A 15,793-nucleotide genomic window follows, 5' to 3' on the forward strand; every position below is an offset into this window, starting at 1 on the left:
CCATGCCCAGAGTGCCCGAACTTCTACACTTTTTCTACACTTTTCAGAGTGACGGGCTGGTAGCTGGTGGCACGGGCTGGTGCTGGACCGCACGAGCGACCGTGGCTGAGGCAGGTTGGCGGAGTGGTCGACCCCGTCGGTCGTCGGCTCGAAGGGTCGACCAACGAGTGGGTGGCGCGTACCCTGAGCGGTGCAGCGCCAACGCCCGTCGGATGCCTCGGGTACAGGCCGTGTCTGCTGCAGGGCGTCCCTTCCTCCAAGCTCCGAGAGAAGGGAATCCGTCATGCACGGAACGGTGACGAAGAAGGGCAACCGCTGGTACGCGGTCGTCTACGAAGGCCGCGACGAGGCCGGGAAGCCGAAGCGCCGGTGGATCTCCGCCGGGACGCGCAAGGCTGACGCGGAGCGGGTGCTCGCCGACCTCATCCGCAAGAAGCACGAGGGTGAGCCGCTCGTGCTCGCCAAGGGCACGCTCGGCCAGTACCTGACCGAGCGGTGGCTCCCGGTGCAGGAGTCGCGACTGAGGCGCAGCACCTACGACTCGTATCGGCGCAACATCGATCTCCACGTGTTGCCAGCGCTCGGCCAGCGCCAGCTCGCCAAGCTGTCGCCGGGCGACCTCGACCTGTTCTACGCCGACCTGCTGGCGAAGGGCCGCCGCGGGAAGGGCACGGACCGCAAAGGCCTGGCACCGAAGACGGTGCGCAACATCCACGTGATGCTGAACAAGGCGCTGTCGGACGCGCAGCGCAAGGGCCTCGTGGTTCGCAACGTCGCCGAGCTGGCCGATCCGCCCAAGCTCAGCGCTCAGCTCCGCGAGGAGGTCAAGGCGTGGGACGCCGATCAGCTCTGCACGTTCCTCGACGCGATCGCCGCGCAGCGGTTCTTCCCGGCCTTCCACCTCTCCGCGCACACGGGTATGCGGCGCGGCGAGATCCTCGGACTTCGCTGGGGTGACCTCGACCTCGAGGCCGGTCGGGTGTCTGTGCGCCAGGCTCTCGTCTCGGTCGCCTACGAGGTCCACATCTCGGACGTGAAGACGGGCAACGGTCGACGGACGATCGACATCGAGGAGGGCGCGGTCGCGGTGCTCGAGGCGTGGCGCCGGCGGCGTACCGATGAGCGCGGTGGCAAGGTGCCGGCGAAGTCGGACCTGGTCTTCACCCGAGAGGACGGAGCGTGGTTCCATCCGGACCTGTTCAGCCAGATCTTCGACCGCGCCGTCGCCAAGCTCGATGTCCCGGAGATCACACTGCACGACCTCCGCCACAGCCACGCCACGATCCTGCTGATGAACGGCACGCCGGTGAAGGTGGTCAGCGAGCGCCTCGGCCATGCCAGCCCCGCCTTCACCATGAGCGTGTACCAGCACGTGCTCCCCGGCATGCAGGCCGAGGCCGCCGAGCTGTTCGCCGAGGTGCTCCGCCAGGCCGCCGAGCGGAGGCGCCTGGGTACGAGCGGCAGCTGACGATCGCTGCGACCATGGACCTCATGGACGAGCGCGAGCCTGGGGGTGCCGGCCGGCCGCTGAACACGATCACCGTGGCCGGTCGCGAGCTCCTGCTCGTCGAGGTCGGTGGCGGCGAGGTGCACGTGGCTTCGGAGTACGTCGACGGCGACATCGGGATCGAGGTCGGCGGAGCACCCGACGACGATGAGAACGCGATCCTCTGGGCGAACAAGACGTTGTGCGGTCGCGAGTGGCGCAACGAGGCGCCGGGTCCCGACGACCCGACGCTTTGGTGGCAGGACGCCGCCTACGCCCCGACCTGTCGAGCGTGCCTCCGGGTCGTCGACTCCTGGCTCCCGAAGTCGACCGCGCCGCTCGGCGTGGCGTTGCTCGCAGAAGTCGTCGCGGAGGCGGTCGTAGCCCGAAGCTCGACCTACGTGACCGGCGTGCCGGGCGAGCACCTCGAGGCCACCCGACGAGCCATCCGAAAGGCTCTCCGCGATCGTGGCTGCAACTCCGGCACCCACGCCTTAGACGACGTCCTGGTCGTGTGGTCAGACGATGCCTTCAACGCCCTTGATCGTGACGAGCTCGGTGCCAGCGCGGCGGCCGCGATCGAGCGAATCATGGCCGGCGGCTCGAAGGCGGAACCGCTGCAAACGGCGACTGCATGGAGAACGTGGGTCGCCGATTTCTGATCTCAACCGAGGGACCGCTCGGCCGTTCTGGCGTGCCACACTGCGTCGCGTGACGGGCATCGAGTTGGCGGGCGAAACGACACCAGGAACCTTTGTTCAGCTTGGTGCTGCCCCCGGCACAGTTCCGGACACTCTGAGGGTGTTTGGCCGTCGGCCACCCACTGATGGCGTGATGTCGCCTGACCTGGCGCTTCTCCTCGCCGCCGTTCTGCTAGCGGTGGCTGAACAGGTCGGACACAGGAAGCTCGCCGCGTTCGGAGTGGGTTCCTCGGATGATCTCTCGATCCTGCAGTTGGCGATGGCGTTTCGGGGAGACGACACCGGGTTGGTAGGAGACGTATTCGAGTGGTCCCTTCTATTGGCCTTGAACGGCGGCGACCCGGGCATCGCAGAGCTGATGACCGACGCTCTCGAACGATGCAACGTTTTCGTTGACCAGCCGCAAGGACTCCTCGTAGCTGAACCGCCCTGGGTCTGGTGGAGGCTCGGGCTATTGGATTCCAACCCCGGTGGGGTCGGCTTGTTGGGCAGCGTAGAAGGCTGCTTCGAGCTCGGCGGGCGGCCGGTGGCCGCAGTGGCCATGAAGGCGCTGCTCGTTGAACCAGTGCACCCACGACAACGTGGCCAGCTCGAGCTCGTCGACGTCGTCCCAGGGCCGTGGGGCGTCGGGTCCGTAGACGCATTCGGTCTTGTAGAGACCGTTGGTCGTCTCGGCCAGAGCGTTGTCGTAGGAGTCGGCGACGGTCCCGATCGATGGCCGGGCGCCGATCTCGTCGAGGCGCTCGGTGAACCGCACCGAGGTGAACTGCGACCCGGCATCGGCGTGTGCGATCAGCCCGACGAGCCGGCGGCCGCCGCGTGAGCGCCGGGCCATCTCCAAGGCGTCGAGCACCATCTCGGTGCGCATGTTCGACGCCACCCGCCAGCCCACGATGCGGCGGCTGAACGCGTCCACGATGAAGCACACGTACGCCATCCCGGACCGGGTCGGGACGTAGGTCAAGTCGGTCACCCACAGAGCGTCGGGCCGGTCCGCGTTGAAGTTCCGGCGCACCAGATCCGGCGCCCGGACCGCGTCCGGGTCGGCGACGGTGGTGAAGACCCGCTTGCGCCGCCGTGACACGCCGGCGATGCCGAGCTCGCGCATCAACCGGGCCGTCTGGTCCCGGCCGATCTCGTGACCGGCCCGCCGAGCGGCGAGCCAGAGCTTGTGGGCGCCGTAGACCTTCCGGTTCGCCACCCACAACGCGAGCAGGATCGGCATCAACACTGCGTCGCGCCGAGCCCTCGCCGAGGGCTCGAGCTGGCGGCGCTTGGCCGCGTAGTAGGTGCTCGGAGCCATCTGCAGCACCCTGCAAATGGGCTCGACCCCGAACTCGCCACGATGGCGATCGATGTAGTCGACCATCACTTCGACGGGCGGTCGAGCTCCGCCGCGAAGAAAGCCGACGCCGACTTCAAGATCGGCGGGTTCAAGCGGTGGCCGCAACGACCTGTGCGTAAGCCTCTGATGGTGTCAGGTAGCCGAGGGTCTTGCGCGGACGGCCGTTGAGGCTCCGCTGGATCTCGACGAGTTCGGAAGCGGAGACCTTCGAGAGGTCGGTGCCCTTGGGCAAGTACTGACGAAGGAGACCGTTGGTGTTCTCGTTCGAGCCGCGCTGCCAGGGCGAGTGCGGATCGCAGAAGTAGATCGGGATGCCTGTCGCCGTCGTGAAGCTGGCGTGGGTCGACATCTCGGCTCCTTGATCCCAGGTGATCGACCGGACGAGCTCGTCGGGCAGCGTGGCGATGGCCTTGCGCATCGCCTTCTCGACGGTCACTGCCGACCGGTCGCCGTCGAGGTGCAGGAGGAGCACGAGGCGGGTGGTGCGCTCGACGAGGGTGCCGACAGCGCTGCGGCTGGCTTCGCCGAGGATGAGGTCGCCTTCCCAGTGACCCGGCACGGCGCGGTCGTCGGCTTCGGCGGGTCGCTCGGAGATGTTGACCATCCCGGGAATGCGCCCTCGCCCGTCGACGGTGCCGCGCTTCTTGCGACTGGCCCGGCCCGAGCGGAGGCATCGGGCCAGTTCACGCCGGAGTTCTCCTCGGCCCTGGACGAACAGCGACTGGTAGATCGTCTCGTGACTCACCCGCATCTCCGGGTCGTCCGGGAAGTCCAACGGTAAGCGTCGAGCGATCTCGTCGGGCGACCACAGCTCCTCGAGCCGCTTGGTCACCTCATCGAGCAGCCGGCCGGCTCCGAGCTTGCAGGGCTTCGGTCGTCGGGCGGCGTGGCGGGCGCGCTGGTGGGCGGCCCAGGCCGAGTAGCCCTGGCGGCCGCCGTTGGCGGCAACCTCGCGGGTCACCACCGACGGGACCCGACCGATCGCCCGGGCGATCGCGCTGAGCGAGTCGCCGGCGCGGATGCCGACGAAGATCTCCTCGCGATCAGCGATGCTCAAACAGCCCGGGCGCGGTTCCCACGTGTCGGGGACCCCGGTTGTGAACCGGCCGTCGCGGACCATGAGCCCGACCATCGGCGCGGTGCAGCCGATCTCCCTGGCGATGTCGACGAGCCGCCACCCACGGCCTCGGAGTCGGAACGCAAGCTGCTTCTGCTCGTGGGTGAGGATTCCGGCCATGGCGCTGCTCCTGTGATCGAGGTGCTCGGATCGTCACAGGACCGGTGCGCCCACCGGTGGATTCCGCCATCGCGTTCGCCCGACGCAGCTCGCGGTTCTCGGCCTCGAGCGCCTTGATCTTCGCTGCGTCCTCCGACGACGTCCCAGCCTTCAGGCCCTCATCGATGTCGGCCTGCTTGACCCACTTCCGCACCGTCTCGACCCCGTAGCCGAGTTGGCTCGCGACCCGCTGGATCGTCCCGTGGTCGGTGCCCAGCTCCCGGCGCAGCTGACGCACCAGCCGCACCGCCTGAGCCTTCTCCTCCGGCGAGTACCGACGCGTCGTCGGCTTCCCCGGCCTGATGTCCTTCGGCATGACTCCATCCTCGTTTCCAAGGTCAGGAGCCTCCAACGAACCCAGGGCGGTTCATAGCAGCCGAGCCGGGGCGACTTGTGAGCTTCTCCCCGGACCTGCCGCCGGGTGCGACCCTCGCCACGGGTCGCCGAGGTCGACCGCCTCACCTCGCGAATCTCTTGGAGTCTGTGGATACCCGCTCGTGGAAGGCTGACCTTCTCCTCGGGGCGGATCAAAGCTGGGTTACCGCGTCGCTGAAGTCGAACCCGAGGGATCTCCAGTCGTCGCTACGCCGTGCCGCGGACACGCCACACCCCCCACGCATCGGAATCACAGCCAGCTACGAGCCGGGCCTCTCGAAGGATCCTGAGACTGGCGCGTTGCTTGTTCACGTGCCTGTCTACGGACATGCCATGGCGCTGTCGAAGTTGGTTCTAGCGGATGTGAAGAACGCCTTCGCTCGGCATCTCGGAGTCTCCGCTACTCCGCTGCAGCAAGATGTCACCGGCATCGGCCACCAGCTCAGTCTGTGGGAGGACCGCACGGTCCGAGACGCTGCAAACACGCTCCTCCAATGGAGTCGAGGATCGGGTCTCGATCCCCTTTTCATCTGGTCACCCCTGGCGACCGGAGCGAGTGCGCCGGACGCGAACGGGGCTCTGGTCGCCGTCAACACGCTCGTCAACGCGGATTGGTGGGCCGACCGATCGCGAGCCCCGTTCGAATACACCGAACTGGAGGACATCAGCGCCTACGGGGAGTTCGATCCGATCGACTGAGATGCTCGGTAGAGCACCGCTGTCCAGAGACGGAAGCGGACGATGTGAACTCGGTTGCGCCAGTGGGCGCGGCTGTTCAGCTCGGTCCAAGTGATCGGGAGCCCGTCGCCACGGAGGCTGAAGGGGTCGCGGTAGCCGAGGTCCCAGAAGGTCCGCACCTCGGCCGTGTCGGAGAGGAACCGGCACACGGAGTTGGTGCGCTGGTGGCCGCGGAGTCCCCGTTTGGTCAGGTCGTCGCCGCAGATGTCGCAGCGCTGGAAGCGGTCCACGAGTCCGAGCGACTGCTCCAGTGAGGCGAAGCACGTGGGGGAGAAGGCTGACTCGACGTCGTGTCCGGCTTGGACCGCGGCACGGGTCACGGTCCACCATCGTCGTCCGGTCACCTCCGGGAGCGGCGACCGGACGACGACGCCATTGGTGGCTGAGTCGTGGAGACGCATGCCAGGTCGGGGCTTCAGCAGGCGGTCGCCGCTGAACGTCGGCTCGATCAGCACGGATTCTGGCATCACCGCTCGCGCTTCGACGGCGCTCTCCTCGCCGAGGAGCACCTCGGTCACGGGACGCCGGCTGTCGGTCCAACGAAATCCGGGACAGCGCTCGCCATGCGGCCCGACCGCCCTGGGGTGAAGCCAGACCTCGCAGCCGTAGGGGCAGCGAGCGGTGAGGTACTCACACTTGGTCATGACGGTCCCTGCTCATTCGCAGTTGGCGAAGGGCTTGAACCAGTCGTTGGGATGGAGGTTGGCGATCCCCAGCTGTTGGTTGACCGGCGAGTCGGGGTCCTCGATGCCGTCGAGGGCCGGGTTGTAGAGCATGAGCACGTCGGTGTCCTGGAGGAGGAGGTCCTCGAGCCACTCGACTTGGTCGTCGTCCTCGTGAGCGGGGAGCCGCTCGATCCAGGTGGGCTCGGCCATGTCGTCGATCTCGTCGACCATGGCGAGGATGACGTGGATGGCCATCTCGTCGGCGGTGCCATGTACGACCGCGAAGCCCTGCTCGCCGCGGTCGACCTCGCCGCACTCGCGGACGACCTGATCGGCGGCCACACCGGCAGCACCCGCAGCCCGATGTGGACCTGTCCCAACCCGAACCACGCTCAGACCGGCCGCACCCCGCCGCTCAGCATCTTCCGCAGCCACCACGGCGAACAACGGTGGCGCTGCCACGGCTGCGGCGACGGCGGCACCGCCATCGACCTCGTCCTCACCTGCAAGGGCGGCACCGTCCGCGACGCCCTCGACTTCCTCGCCGAACGAGTCGGGCACCACGAGAACCCGCCCGATCACACGCCAGCCCGCCGACCGACCCCGACGCATCGACCTGTCGAGGTCGGATGCCGAGACCCCGAAGGGCTCCAGCGCTACGTCGACGAATGCGCCGATCGCCTCTGGAAGCCCGAAGGCCGAGCGATCCGCCGATGGCTCACCAAGTCCCGAGGCATCCCCGTGGACGTCCTCGCCGAGAACAAGATCGGCGCCGACCTCGGCCCCCGCACCCAGGACCGACCCGACGGCATGCCCCGAGCGCTTGGCGCCGTCCTGCCGACCATCGTCGACGGCCGTGCCGTCTACGCCCAGATCCGCGTCCCCCACCCCGCCCCGGACCGACCTCGCTACCTCAACCCTCGATCCGAGCTGGCGCCGAACCCTCGCCTCACCCGGATGCGGCCCACCGAACGCCGGCACCCCGAGATCGTCGTCACCGAAGGAGCGATCGACGCCCTCTCCGCGGCTGCGGCTGGCTACGGGGCCGTGGGCGTGCTCAGCGCAACCTACGGGGACGACTCCGTTGCCCTGGCCCTCTCCCGCATGCGCCAACCGCTCGTCCTGGCCTTCGACGCCGACGACGCTGGCCACAAGGGGGCGGACCGCCTCGCCGCCATGCTTGAAGCCCGCAACCGCACCCCCGTCCGCCTCGAACTCGCCACCGGCGACCTCAACGACGCGCTGCGCCGTTCCGACAACTGGCCTGTCCACTTGAAGACCGTCGTCGAGCGAGCAATGAGCACCCCCTTCGTCGAAGCTGCGGTCGAGCGTTGAGACCGGCTCCGGTCAGCGGGGACCCGCTCGGTGGCGGCTCACGGATAGCGAATACTACGTTCTAGTTGGGCCACGCTAAATATGCCGATTCTAGGAGCGACGATGGGCTGGGAGATGAGGGAAGGCCTCGAGGGCTTGGAGCGCGGGATCCTCACGTCCCGGGTCGAGGACCTGGTGCGCTGGGCCCGCAAGTCGTCGCTGATGCCGGCCCAGTTCGGTCTGGCCTGCTGTGCCATCGAGATGATGGCGGCCGGTGCGTCGCACTACGACCTGGCCCGCTTCGGCATGGAGGTCTTCCGGGCCTCCCCCCGCCAGGCCGACCTGATGATCGTGGCCGGCCGGGTCTCGCAGAAGATGGCCCCCGTGCTCCGCCAGGTCTACGACCAGATGATGGAGCCCAAGTGGGTCCTGTCGATGGGCGTGTGCGCCAGCTCGGGCGGGATGTTCAACAACTACGCGATCGTGCAGGGCGTCGACCAGATCGTGCCCGTCGACGTCTACGCCCCCGGCTGCCCGCCCGGGCCCGAGACGCTCATCCACGCCATCAACACCCTCCACGAGAAGATCCTCACCGGCGAGATCCTGCGCCGGCGGGAGGAGACCGGCAGCGGCGCCGGCCTCACGATCGGCTGATGGCGCCAACGCTGACCGCCGATGGACGCCGACGCCTGGCGCACGAGCGGAACCTGTGGCTCTCGACCGTCCGGCCCGACGGGCGCGCCCACCTGGCGCCGGTGTGGTTCGTCTTCGTGGCCGACAGGTTGTGGGTGGTGACCGGTCGGTCGTCGGTTCGGGTCGCCAACCTCCGGGCCAACCCGGCGGCGGCAGCCAGCCTCGAAGACGCAGATCGGCCGCTCGTGGCCACCGGTCGGGTGACGGTCCACGACCATGTTCGGCCGGGACCTCTGGTCGACGCCTTCGCCGTCAAGTACGGCTGGGATGTCACCGTCGAGGTCGACGACGACCTCGGCGAGCTGGTGCTCTTGGAGATGGAAGTGTCTACCTGGCACCACCCGGGTCGGCCCGCAGGCCCCGACGCACCGGGTGCCCGCGTCGAGCGGCGGCCATGGCGGGGTCAGTGACGGCTGACCGGGGGCCTGCACCATGGGACGAGCGTCCTAAGGTCGCTCGGCGGTGACCGGCGGTTCAGGTCTCGGCGGGCGCGACCGGCCCGTCGGCGGTGGCCCGGCGGGAAAGGGCGGCGACGGCGTGTCGAGCGGCGGTGACGGCGCTGTTGCAGCCGACCTCGGCGAGGTGGCCGGGCGCGGCGACCCAGTCACCGGCGGCCCAGACACCGGGGCTGTGGTCGACGCTCGGCCGGTCCCGCCACGTCAAGCCCGGCAGGTCCACTGCCCCGGTCGCGTCGCGCAGCGCGCCGCGTCGGCGCCAGAGGACCCTCTCGCGCCAGTCGGGATCGGCGGCGTCGAGAACCTGCTCGAGCCGGCCTTCGGCGTCGTCGAGCGACTCGCCGACGCCCATGCCCACGCTCAGCTGGATGAGGTCGGCTTCGTCGGGAGCCAGCCCGTCGAGGATGGCGCTCGGCCGGGTCCAGAAGATGGCCTCGTCGAGGTCGAGCACCAGGTAAGGGTCACGGGCGCGGCGGATGCCGACGTCGAGCACGGCGACGCGTCGTCGCTCGCCCTGGTCCAAGCCGCCCAGGAGGCGACGGGCGGCTGCCGGCTCGACGGCGACGACCACCGGGCCTGCCTCTCGCAGGTCGTCGAGCTGGCGGCGGTCGACGGGGTGGCCGACGTCGATCGTGACGCCCATGTCTCGTGCGTGGGCGGCGGCGCGGTCGATGATCGTCGACCAGCCTCCGGGCACGTAGCGGGCGGCACCGGTCGGTCGAAGGAGGATCCGCTGGATGCGCTCCACCACGAACGCCGCGGACAGGCGCCCGGGGTCGTGGTCGAAGGTGAGCGCCCCGGACACCCCGGCGAGCGCTTGCGCTGTCTCGTCGCCCCATCGCTCGGCCGCCCAGGTCCGCAGGTCGGTGTCGACCGGAGCGTCGACCCGTCCGAGCCGGAACCCGGGCAGCAGGGCGGGCGGCGGCGTCCGGCGCAGCTTGCCCTCCCACCGAAAGCGGATGTTCGGGTTGCGCGCCGGCTTGCAACCGTGGGTGAGCCCTCGGTGCCGCAGCCAGTCCCACAAGGTGGTGCCGTCGTAGAGGGCGTGGGGCCCGAGGTTGGCCGTGAACGGACCAGTGGTCGACACGGCTCTCCCGCCGAGGGACGGTCGGGCCTCCAGGACCCGGACGGCGGCCCCCGACTCGGCAGCTTCCGTCGCGGCGATGAGCCCGCTGAGGCCACCTCCGATCACCGTCACCCGGCCTCGTCGTGCGCTGGTGGTCATGACGTCCTCCACGTGTCGTCTCGTCCCCAAGAGGCTGGGAACCGGTGACCGGTTCCGCGCCTCTTGGGGTGGTGGAGGACGCCACGGTCCGTCGGGCCCAGAGCGGCGACCCAGCCGCCCTCGACGCAGTGTTGCGCGACCTGGCCCCCTACCTGGGCCGCATCTGCGGCGCCATCGCCCTGGACGGAGGAGACGACGCCTTGCAAGACACGATGGTCGCCGTCTCCCGGAACCTGACAAGCCTGCGAGAGCCGGCCGCACTTCGAGGTTGGGCGCGTCGCATTGCGGTGCGCGAGTCGGTCCGGACCGCTCGCCGGTCGGCGTCGGTGCCGGTCGACCCGTCCGACCTCGACCCCATGACGGTCGACCTGTCGCCCGGCGTCGACCGGGTGGCGACCGCCGTCGAGGTCTGGTCGGTCCTCGACACGCTGCGTCCCGAGCAACGGGCGGTCCTCGTCCTGCGTCACATCGACGATCTCGACGAGGCCGAGATGGCGGCCGCTCTCGGGGTCGCTCGCGGCACCGTCAAGTCACGGCTCCACCGCGCTCGGGCCGCGTTCCGGGACCGGTGGACGGCATGACCCCGAGCAACCGGCCGCAGTCGCCCGCCTCCCGCAACTGGCCGGTCGCGACGTTGAGCACCGTCGGCCGTCTGCGCGCCGTGGCCGCAGGCCTGCCCGGCGCCGTCGTCAGCGAGGCCACCATCGACGCCCCCTTAGCGTCAGTGTGGGCGTTCATCGCCGACCTCGAAAGCTCGGTCCCGCGCTTCGACCGCACCGTGTCGAGCCTCTCGGTCCTCGAACGGGACGACACCCGACTGGTGGTGCGAGCGCAGGGGCCGGGGCTCCTGGCCCGGGTGCCGATCACCTTCGACGTCCAGCTCGACGAGGGCTGGTGCTGGATGCTGGCGAGGCCCGGACTGTACCTCGTCGCCATGGCGGCCATGCCCGACAGCGACCCGGCCCGGACGCGCTATGCGCACCTCGAAGCGGTGGCGGCACCAGGACGGGCGTGGAGGCCGCTCCTGGCCGCCACCCGCCAGCGGACCCGACGCCACGTGGCGTCCGACCTGGCCGGCATCATCACCGCGATAGCGAACGACGACCAGTGAGGGACGTATCGGAGGCCGGCCTGGCCAATCAGAGATGCATCGCTAGTATCGGCCCGGTGGCGTTGCGCCCAGGCCTCGACGACGAGCCAACGGTCTCTCGTGTCCACCCGGCCCGTTGGCACGAGCCGCTGTGGCCTGCTGTCGGTGACACGAGGGCGACGGAATGACCCTGCGTCACGTCGATGCCACCCGCAGCCCGGGGCGGTTCGCACGGGCGTACTCGGCGATCGCCCTGACCGGTCCCGCTCGGGCATTGTCGCGGTGGGTCGGGTGGCGGATCGACCCCGTGCTGCTCCGCCTCTCCCGAGGTCGCCTGGCCACCACCCTGGTGTACCCGACCGCCGTCCTCGAGACGGTCGGCGCGCGCACCGGACGGAGGCGCCGCAACGCCGTGATCTACTTCACCGACGCCGACCGCTACGTCGTCGTGGCCAGCAACGCAGGGGCGGCGACACACCCGGCGTGGCTCCACAACCTCCGAGCCCGGCCCGACGCCGTGTCCCTCGGCGGCGTCCCCGTCACCGCCGCCGAGGTCGACGACCCCACAGAGAGGGAACGGTTGTGGACCTGCGCCAGGCGCGTGTTCCCCGGCTTCGCCGCCTACCGGCGTGAGGCCGCAGCGGCAACGCGCCGCGTCCCGATCCTCACCCTGGCCCCAGTCCCTCGACCGGAAGGCGCTGCTGGCACCTTCGTCTTCGACGGAGCCTGCGGCTTCTGCCGCCGCTGGGTCGACTGGCTCGAACGTCGCACCGACGGCGCTGTGACCTTCGTCCCGTACCAGGGCATCGACGACCTGGCCGTCCTCGGGCTCACCCTGGGCGACGTCCGGACCGCCTCACAATGGGTCGACAGCCGGGGCGCCCGGCGGGGCGCCGCGTCCATCGCTGCGGCCCTCGCCCACGCCCGACCGCCATGGCCCATCCTCGGGGCCGTCCTGCGTGCGCCTGTCGTCCGACAAGCCGCCGAGGCGGCGTACGCAGTCGTCGCCCGCAACCGCCACCGCCTGCCCGCCCCTCGCAACCGATGAGACGGCCTCGGGCACCGTCGACGACCAATGGAGGATACGACGTGCGCGAGCAAGAGCCTGTCTCGATGTGGGTTGGCGTCCAGGCAGTACCGGAGGTCACCTGTGACCGCGCTGAGCTGAACGCGGACTACGCCGACCGGTTCAGCATCTCCTTGCCCACCAGCGACCGCTCGGCGCTGGACTGGGCGCGCCTCATCTTGGAGGAGACCCCGGCCGGCCGGGGTGCGCCCCGCCTGTGGACGGCCATCGGTGTCCGGCTCGGGCCTCGGCCGTCGCCCGACCACGTCCAGGGCTGGCGCACCCTGGCCCAGCACCCGACGTGGGCACGGCTCGGAGCAGCGACCACGTACCTGGAGGCCAGAGCCGTGGTCGAAGCCGACGACGACACGCTCGCACTCGCCCTGTTCGTCCGCTACCGCGTGCCGGTCCTGGGCGCAGCTCTGTGGTGGCCCATCTCGGTGATGCACCGACGGGGCGTGCCCGTCATGTTGCAACAAGCCCGGGCCCGTGTCAGCCGACGGTCACCTTCGCCGGCCGACGATCGTCTACCAGGGTGATGACAACCCGGCGCATGATCGAGTTCGAGACCGACACCGACGACGGAGCCCGCAGGGTGGCCGAGTCCGTGAGCCGCGCCTTCGACGAGCTCGCAGCCGTCCAACCGCGGGGCGTCTGCCTCGCCTACTGGCGGGTCACCGGCACCAACCGGTTCCTGGGGTTCCTGACCATCGAGGACGGGTCGACCAACCCCCTCCTCGAGGTCGCATCGACCCGGTCACTTCCCGCAGCCATCGCAGCCCACGTCTATGACGGCTACCCCAACCCTGTCCCCGTCGACCTGATCGGGACCTACGAGCCCGACCGAACCTCGGACGACCGGTGATGGGCACCCCGAACGAAGCCCTCGCCGTCGCCTTCGAGGCCGAGCGGCCACACCTGCTCTCCGTCGCGTCCCGCATCCTCGGCTCATCGCTCGACGCCCACGATGTCGTGCAAGAAGCGTGGTGGCGCTTCTCCAACCACGACCTCTCCGAGATCGACAACCCGCAGGCCTGGTTGACCACCGCCGTGACCCGGCTCAGCATCGACCAGCTGCGCCGTTCGCGCCGCACTGCGCAACCGGTGGCCGAGGCCGACCTGCGAGCCGCCGCCGAGGCCGCCAGCCCTGAGGACATCGTCGTCCTCGCCGCCGAGCTCACCGAAGCATTCACCGTCGTCCTCGACTCCCTCACTCCCGAGCAGCGAGTCGCCCTGATCCTCCACGACGTGTTCGCCATGCCCTTCGACGAGGTGGCCCACGTCCTGGGGACGACGCCGGGATCGGCCAAGAAGTTGGCCAGCCGCGCCCGTGGCCGGCTGCGGTCCGACCAGGGTTACCGCCTCCACTCGGCGGCCGAGCTCATGGCGGCACGACGCGTTGTGGACGCCTTCCTCCACGCCGCCCAGCAGGGCGACGTCGCCACGCTGGTCAACGTGCTCCACCCGGAGGTCACCCGCACAGCCGACCCCCAAGCCATCCCGCCCGGTGCACCGCGCCACCTGGCCGGCGTCGCCGCCGTCGTTCAAGAGACCCGCGCCCTCCGCGAAAACGCCCGCACCGCGCACTTGACGACGATCCTCGGCCGCCCCGGCATCGCCGTCGTCCACGACGGCGCGGTGACCGCGGCGCTGGTCATCGACGTCGTCGACGGCCGCGTCCACCACTACGACGTCGTAGCCGACCCGCACCGGCTCAGCCAGCTGCACATCGAGGACGGCGCCTGGTGAGTGCCCTCGACCTGGTCGTGACCAGCCTGACCGCGGCGGCCAACCTCGCCATCGGCGTCGCCGGCATCGCCCGGGCCGATCCCGTCGTCGCCAACGCCCGGGCCGTCCACGTCGAGCAGAGGTGGGTCCCGACGCTCGGTGCCCTCAAGGCCCTCGGTGCCCTCGGCCTGATCGCCGGCCTCGCCGGGCCGCACGCCGTCGGGATCGCTGCGGCGGCCGGGCTCGTCGTGTTCTTCGTCGGCGCCGTCGCCTTCCACGTCCGCGCTGGCGAGCTGGCGACGATCGGCTTCCCGGGCACCTTCCTGGCCCTCGCCGTGGCGTCCCTGGCCCTCGCCCTGGCGCGATGACCGCCCACCGGCCCACGCCGAGCCGATCCCCGTCCGCCTCTCGCCGCCCCGAACCAGACCACGCCGAGGTCCCATCGTGAAGACCCTCTCCGTCCACCGGGACGGTGCCGTCGTCGAGGTGCGCCTCGAGCGCCCCGACACCCTCAACGCCCAAACCCACGAGATGTGGTTCGAGCTCCGCCAGGTCGCCGCCGACCTCGGACAGGACTCGTCGATCCGAGCCCTCATCGTCTCCGGCGCCGGCCGGTCGTTCTCCGCCGGCCTCGACACCGCCGTCATCGCCGACTTCTTCGGCGGCGCAACCGCGCCCGACCTCGAAGGCCTCGAGGCCCCGGACTACGTCCGCACCCTCCAGAGCAGCTTCACCTGGCTGAAGGAGGCCCCGTTCCCCACCATCGCCGCAGTCCAGGGCCACGCCCTCGGCGCCGGGTTCCAGCTGGCGCTCGCCTGCGACCTGCGCATCGCCGGCGACGACGCGACCTTCGCACTGCTCGAGTCGACCTGGGGCCTCATGCCCGACCTCGGCGCAACCGTGTGGCTGCCCGAGCTCATCGGGCCGTCGCGAGCCCTGGAGCTGATGTGGCTCGCCGACCGCCTCGACGCTGTGCACGCCGAACGCCTCGGTCTGGTGAACCGCGTGGTGCCCACCGCCGACCTCCACGCCGAGGCTAGAGCCATGGCCGACCGCCTCGCCGCGCAGCCTCCGATCGCCGTCACGGCCATCAAGGAAGCCGTCCGGGCCGGGCTCGGCGACAAGGCCCGGGGCTTCGTCGTCGCCGGCGAGGGTCAGGCCCGCTGCCTGTTCTCCAGCGACCTGCGCGAGGCGGCGGCGGCTCGGCTGGAGGGCCGACGTCCCTCCTACACCGGTACCTGATCGACGGCGTCGAACGCCGCGTCGAGCAGCTCAGGGAACGCCGGATGCGGGAACGCCAACCTCGAGACTTCATGCCGAGCGAACCACGCCAGCTCGTCGTGCTCGTGCGGCTGGCGGTTGGCGACTGTGCCGGTCCACCTGGTCACCAACCAGACCGTCAGCTCGAGACCGGCCCGCGTCTCGCGTCGCCACCAACGGCCTTGCGCCGGCCGCACGCCGAGCTCCTCCGCCAACTCCCGGTCCAGCGCCGCCCGACGGGACTCGCCGGCTTCGACGTGACCGCCCGGCATGTCCCACACGCCCGGGAACGACGCCCGCACGGCACTGCGCCGACCGAGCAGCACCGAGCCGCCCGAGAACAGCAACGCACCGACCATCCGCTCCATCTAGAGGA

Annotated in this window: 18 protein-coding genes, 3 pseudogenes and 1 other annotated feature; of the genes and pseudogenes, 14 read left to right on the forward strand and 7 right to left on the reverse strand. The window is 70.2% G+C overall.

The genetic code is table 11. The features are described from left to right. Positions 1–295 precede the first annotated feature (295 nt). The gene (locus HC251_RS04180; RefSeq protein WP_219944063.1) at positions 296–1,468 is read left to right on the forward strand and encodes a site-specific integrase; all 1,173 of its coding nucleotides are present in this window, start codon (positions 296–298) and stop codon (positions 1,466–1,468) included. 23 nt (positions 1,469–1,491) lie between these two features. Next, entirely contained in the window at positions 1,492–2,148 is a 657-nt protein-coding gene (locus HC251_RS04185; RefSeq protein ID WP_219944064.1) for a hypothetical protein, read from the forward strand. A 490-nt stretch (positions 2,149–2,638) separates the two neighbouring features. Here the strand turns inward: HC251_RS04185 and HC251_RS04190 are convergent. The 3 genes and pseudogenes from HC251_RS04190 to HC251_RS04200 form a co-directional block, all read right to left on the reverse strand. After that, a pseudogene (locus HC251_RS04190) lies at positions 2,639–3,610 on the reverse strand (IS3 family transposase); the annotation flags it as partial. After that, positions 3,482–3,595 (reverse strand) — a sequence feature (AL1L pseudoknot). It overlaps the preceding pseudogene by 114 nt. A gap of 10 nt (positions 3,611–3,620) precedes the next feature. Beyond that, positions 3,621–4,769 (reverse strand): IS30 family transposase, encoded by a 1,149-nt coding sequence (locus tag HC251_RS04195; protein WP_219941236.1) that lies wholly within the window; start codon positions 4,767–4,769, stop codon positions 3,621–3,623. A gap of 73 nt (positions 4,770–4,842) precedes the next feature. After that, a pseudogene (locus HC251_RS04200) lies at positions 4,843–5,124 on the reverse strand (transposase); the annotation flags it as partial. Between the two features lie 392 nt (positions 5,125–5,516). Between HC251_RS04200 and HC251_RS04205 the strand changes: the two are divergent. Then, on the forward strand, positions 5,517–5,882 hold the full coding sequence (locus HC251_RS04205; protein WP_219944066.1) for a hypothetical protein: 366 nt from the start codon (positions 5,517–5,519) through the stop codon (positions 5,880–5,882). On the opposite strand, the gene HC251_RS04210 is transcribed toward HC251_RS04205, so the two are convergent. Continuing rightward, a complete protein-coding gene (locus tag HC251_RS04210; protein ID WP_219944067.1) occupies positions 5,855–6,439 on the reverse strand; it encodes a hypothetical protein in 585 nt (194 codons plus the stop codon). The two genes, HC251_RS04205 and HC251_RS04210, sit on opposite strands and share 28 nt — an antisense overlap. Before the next feature lie 138 nt (positions 6,440–6,577). Then, the gene (locus tag HC251_RS04215) at positions 6,578–6,841 is read right to left on the reverse strand and encodes a hypothetical protein (RefSeq protein WP_219944068.1); all 264 of its coding nucleotides are present in this window, start codon (positions 6,839–6,841) and stop codon (positions 6,578–6,580) included. 15 nt (positions 6,842–6,856) lie between these two features. Here HC251_RS04215 and HC251_RS04220 point away from each other — a divergent pair, with 15 nt between their 5' ends. The 3 genes and pseudogenes from HC251_RS04220 (at position 6,857) to HC251_RS04230 (ending at position 9,003) form a co-directional block, all read left to right on the forward strand. Continuing rightward, entirely contained in the window at positions 6,857–7,921 is a 1,065-nt protein-coding gene (locus tag HC251_RS04220; protein WP_219944069.1) for a toprim domain-containing protein, read from the forward strand. A 114-nt stretch (positions 7,922–8,035) separates the two neighbouring features. Continuing rightward, positions 8,036–8,536: pseudogene (locus HC251_RS04225) on the forward strand (NADH-quinone oxidoreductase subunit B); the annotation flags it as partial. 17 nt (positions 8,537–8,553) lie between these two features. Continuing rightward, positions 8,554–9,003 (forward strand): pyridoxamine 5'-phosphate oxidase family protein, encoded by a 450-nt coding sequence (locus tag HC251_RS04230; protein WP_219944071.1) that lies wholly within the window; start codon positions 8,554–8,556, stop codon positions 9,001–9,003. Between the two features lie 64 nt (positions 9,004–9,067). Here the strand turns inward: HC251_RS04230 and HC251_RS04235 are convergent, their stop codons facing one another. Beyond that, positions 9,068–10,273: an NAD(P)-binding protein gene (locus HC251_RS04235; RefSeq protein ID WP_219944072.1), complete on the reverse strand. Its 1,206-nt coding sequence runs from the start codon at positions 10,271–10,273 to the stop codon at positions 9,068–9,070. A gap of 44 nt (positions 10,274–10,317) precedes the next feature. Between HC251_RS04235 and HC251_RS04240 the strand changes: the two genes are divergently transcribed. From HC251_RS04240 to HC251_RS04275, 8 genes are all read left to right on the forward strand, one after another. Further along, a complete protein-coding gene (locus HC251_RS04240) occupies positions 10,318–10,854 on the forward strand; it encodes an RNA polymerase sigma factor (protein WP_219944073.1) in 537 nt (178 codons plus the stop codon). Then, positions 10,851–11,384, forward strand: coding sequence for an SRPBCC family protein (locus HC251_RS04245; RefSeq protein WP_219944074.1), 534 nt, complete (start codon positions 10,851–10,853; stop codon positions 11,382–11,384). Before HC251_RS04240 ends, HC251_RS04245 begins: the two co-directional genes overlap by 4 nt. A gap of 163 nt (positions 11,385–11,547) precedes the next feature. After that, positions 11,548–12,411, forward strand: a complete 864-nt coding sequence (locus HC251_RS04250) for a nitroreductase/quinone reductase family protein (protein ID WP_219944075.1) — start codon at positions 11,548–11,550, stop codon at positions 12,409–12,411. A 65-nt stretch (positions 12,412–12,476) separates the two neighbouring features. Further along, complete coding sequence (locus HC251_RS04255; RefSeq protein ID WP_219944076.1) at positions 12,477–12,968, forward strand: hypothetical protein; 492 nt, start codon at positions 12,477–12,479, stop codon at positions 12,966–12,968. Between the two features lie 14 nt (positions 12,969–12,982). Next, positions 12,983–13,294, forward strand: coding sequence for a hypothetical protein (locus HC251_RS04260; RefSeq protein WP_219944077.1), 312 nt, complete (start codon positions 12,983–12,985; stop codon positions 13,292–13,294). After that, positions 13,294–14,178, forward strand: a complete 885-nt coding sequence (locus HC251_RS04265) for a sigma-70 family RNA polymerase sigma factor (RefSeq protein WP_219944078.1) — start codon at positions 13,294–13,296, stop codon at positions 14,176–14,178. The genes HC251_RS04260 and HC251_RS04265 overlap by 1 nt, the downstream gene beginning before the upstream one ends. Continuing rightward, entirely contained in the window at positions 14,175–14,525 is a 351-nt protein-coding gene (locus tag HC251_RS04270) for a DoxX family protein (protein ID WP_219944079.1), read from the forward strand. Before HC251_RS04265 ends, HC251_RS04270 begins: the two co-directional genes overlap by 4 nt. A gap of 76 nt (positions 14,526–14,601) precedes the next feature. Beyond that, a complete protein-coding gene (locus HC251_RS04275; RefSeq protein WP_219944080.1) occupies positions 14,602–15,399 on the forward strand; it encodes an enoyl-CoA hydratase/isomerase family protein in 798 nt (265 codons plus the stop codon). Here the strand turns inward: HC251_RS04275 and HC251_RS04280 are convergent. Further along, positions 15,384–15,785, reverse strand: coding sequence for an NUDIX domain-containing protein (locus HC251_RS04280; protein WP_219944081.1), 402 nt, complete (start codon positions 15,783–15,785; stop codon positions 15,384–15,386). The genes HC251_RS04275 and HC251_RS04280 overlap by 16 nt on opposite strands. Between the last annotated feature and the right edge of the window lie 8 nt (positions 15,786–15,793).

It is taken from the genome of Iamia sp. SCSIO 61187 (assembly GCF_019443745.1).
GTDB lineage: Bacteria > Actinomycetota > Acidimicrobiia > Acidimicrobiales > Iamiaceae > Iamia.

Coding starts and splice junctions, on each gene's coding strand:
- HC251_RS04185 (WP_219944064.1), top strand. CDS start 1,492: ATGGACGAGCGCGAGCCTGGGGGTGCCGGCCGGCCGCTGAACACGATC.
- HC251_RS04195 (WP_219941236.1), bottom strand. CDS start 4,769: ATGGCCGGAATCCTCACCCACGAGCAGAAGCAGCTTGCGTTCCGACTC.
- HC251_RS04205 (WP_219944066.1), top strand. CDS start 5,517: ATGGCGCTGTCGAAGTTGGTTCTAGCGGATGTGAAGAACGCCTTCGCT.
- HC251_RS04215 (WP_219944068.1), bottom strand. CDS start 6,841: ATGGCCATCCACGTCATCCTCGCCATGGTCGACGAGATCGACGACATG.
- HC251_RS04220 (WP_219944069.1), top strand. CDS start 6,857: ATGTACGACCGCGAAGCCCTGCTCGCCGCGGTCGACCTCGCCGCACTC.
- HC251_RS04230 (WP_219944071.1), top strand. CDS start 8,554: ATGGCGCCAACGCTGACCGCCGATGGACGCCGACGCCTGGCGCACGAG.
- HC251_RS04235 (WP_219944072.1), bottom strand. CDS start 10,273: ATGACCACCAGCGCACGACGAGGCCGGGTGACGGTGATCGGAGGTGGC.
- HC251_RS04245 (WP_219944074.1), top strand. CDS start 10,851: ATGACCCCGAGCAACCGGCCGCAGTCGCCCGCCTCCCGCAACTGGCCG.
- HC251_RS04250 (WP_219944075.1), top strand. CDS start 11,548: ATGACCCTGCGTCACGTCGATGCCACCCGCAGCCCGGGGCGGTTCGCA.
- HC251_RS04255 (WP_219944076.1), top strand. CDS start 12,477: ATGTGGGTTGGCGTCCAGGCAGTACCGGAGGTCACCTGTGACCGCGCT.
- HC251_RS04260 (WP_219944077.1), top strand. CDS start 12,983: ATGATCGAGTTCGAGACCGACACCGACGACGGAGCCCGCAGGGTGGCC.
- HC251_RS04265 (WP_219944078.1), top strand. CDS start 13,294: ATGGGCACCCCGAACGAAGCCCTCGCCGTCGCCTTCGAGGCCGAGCGG.
- HC251_RS04280 (WP_219944081.1), bottom strand. CDS start 15,785: ATGGAGCGGATGGTCGGTGCGTTGCTGTTCTCGGGCGGCTCGGTGCTG.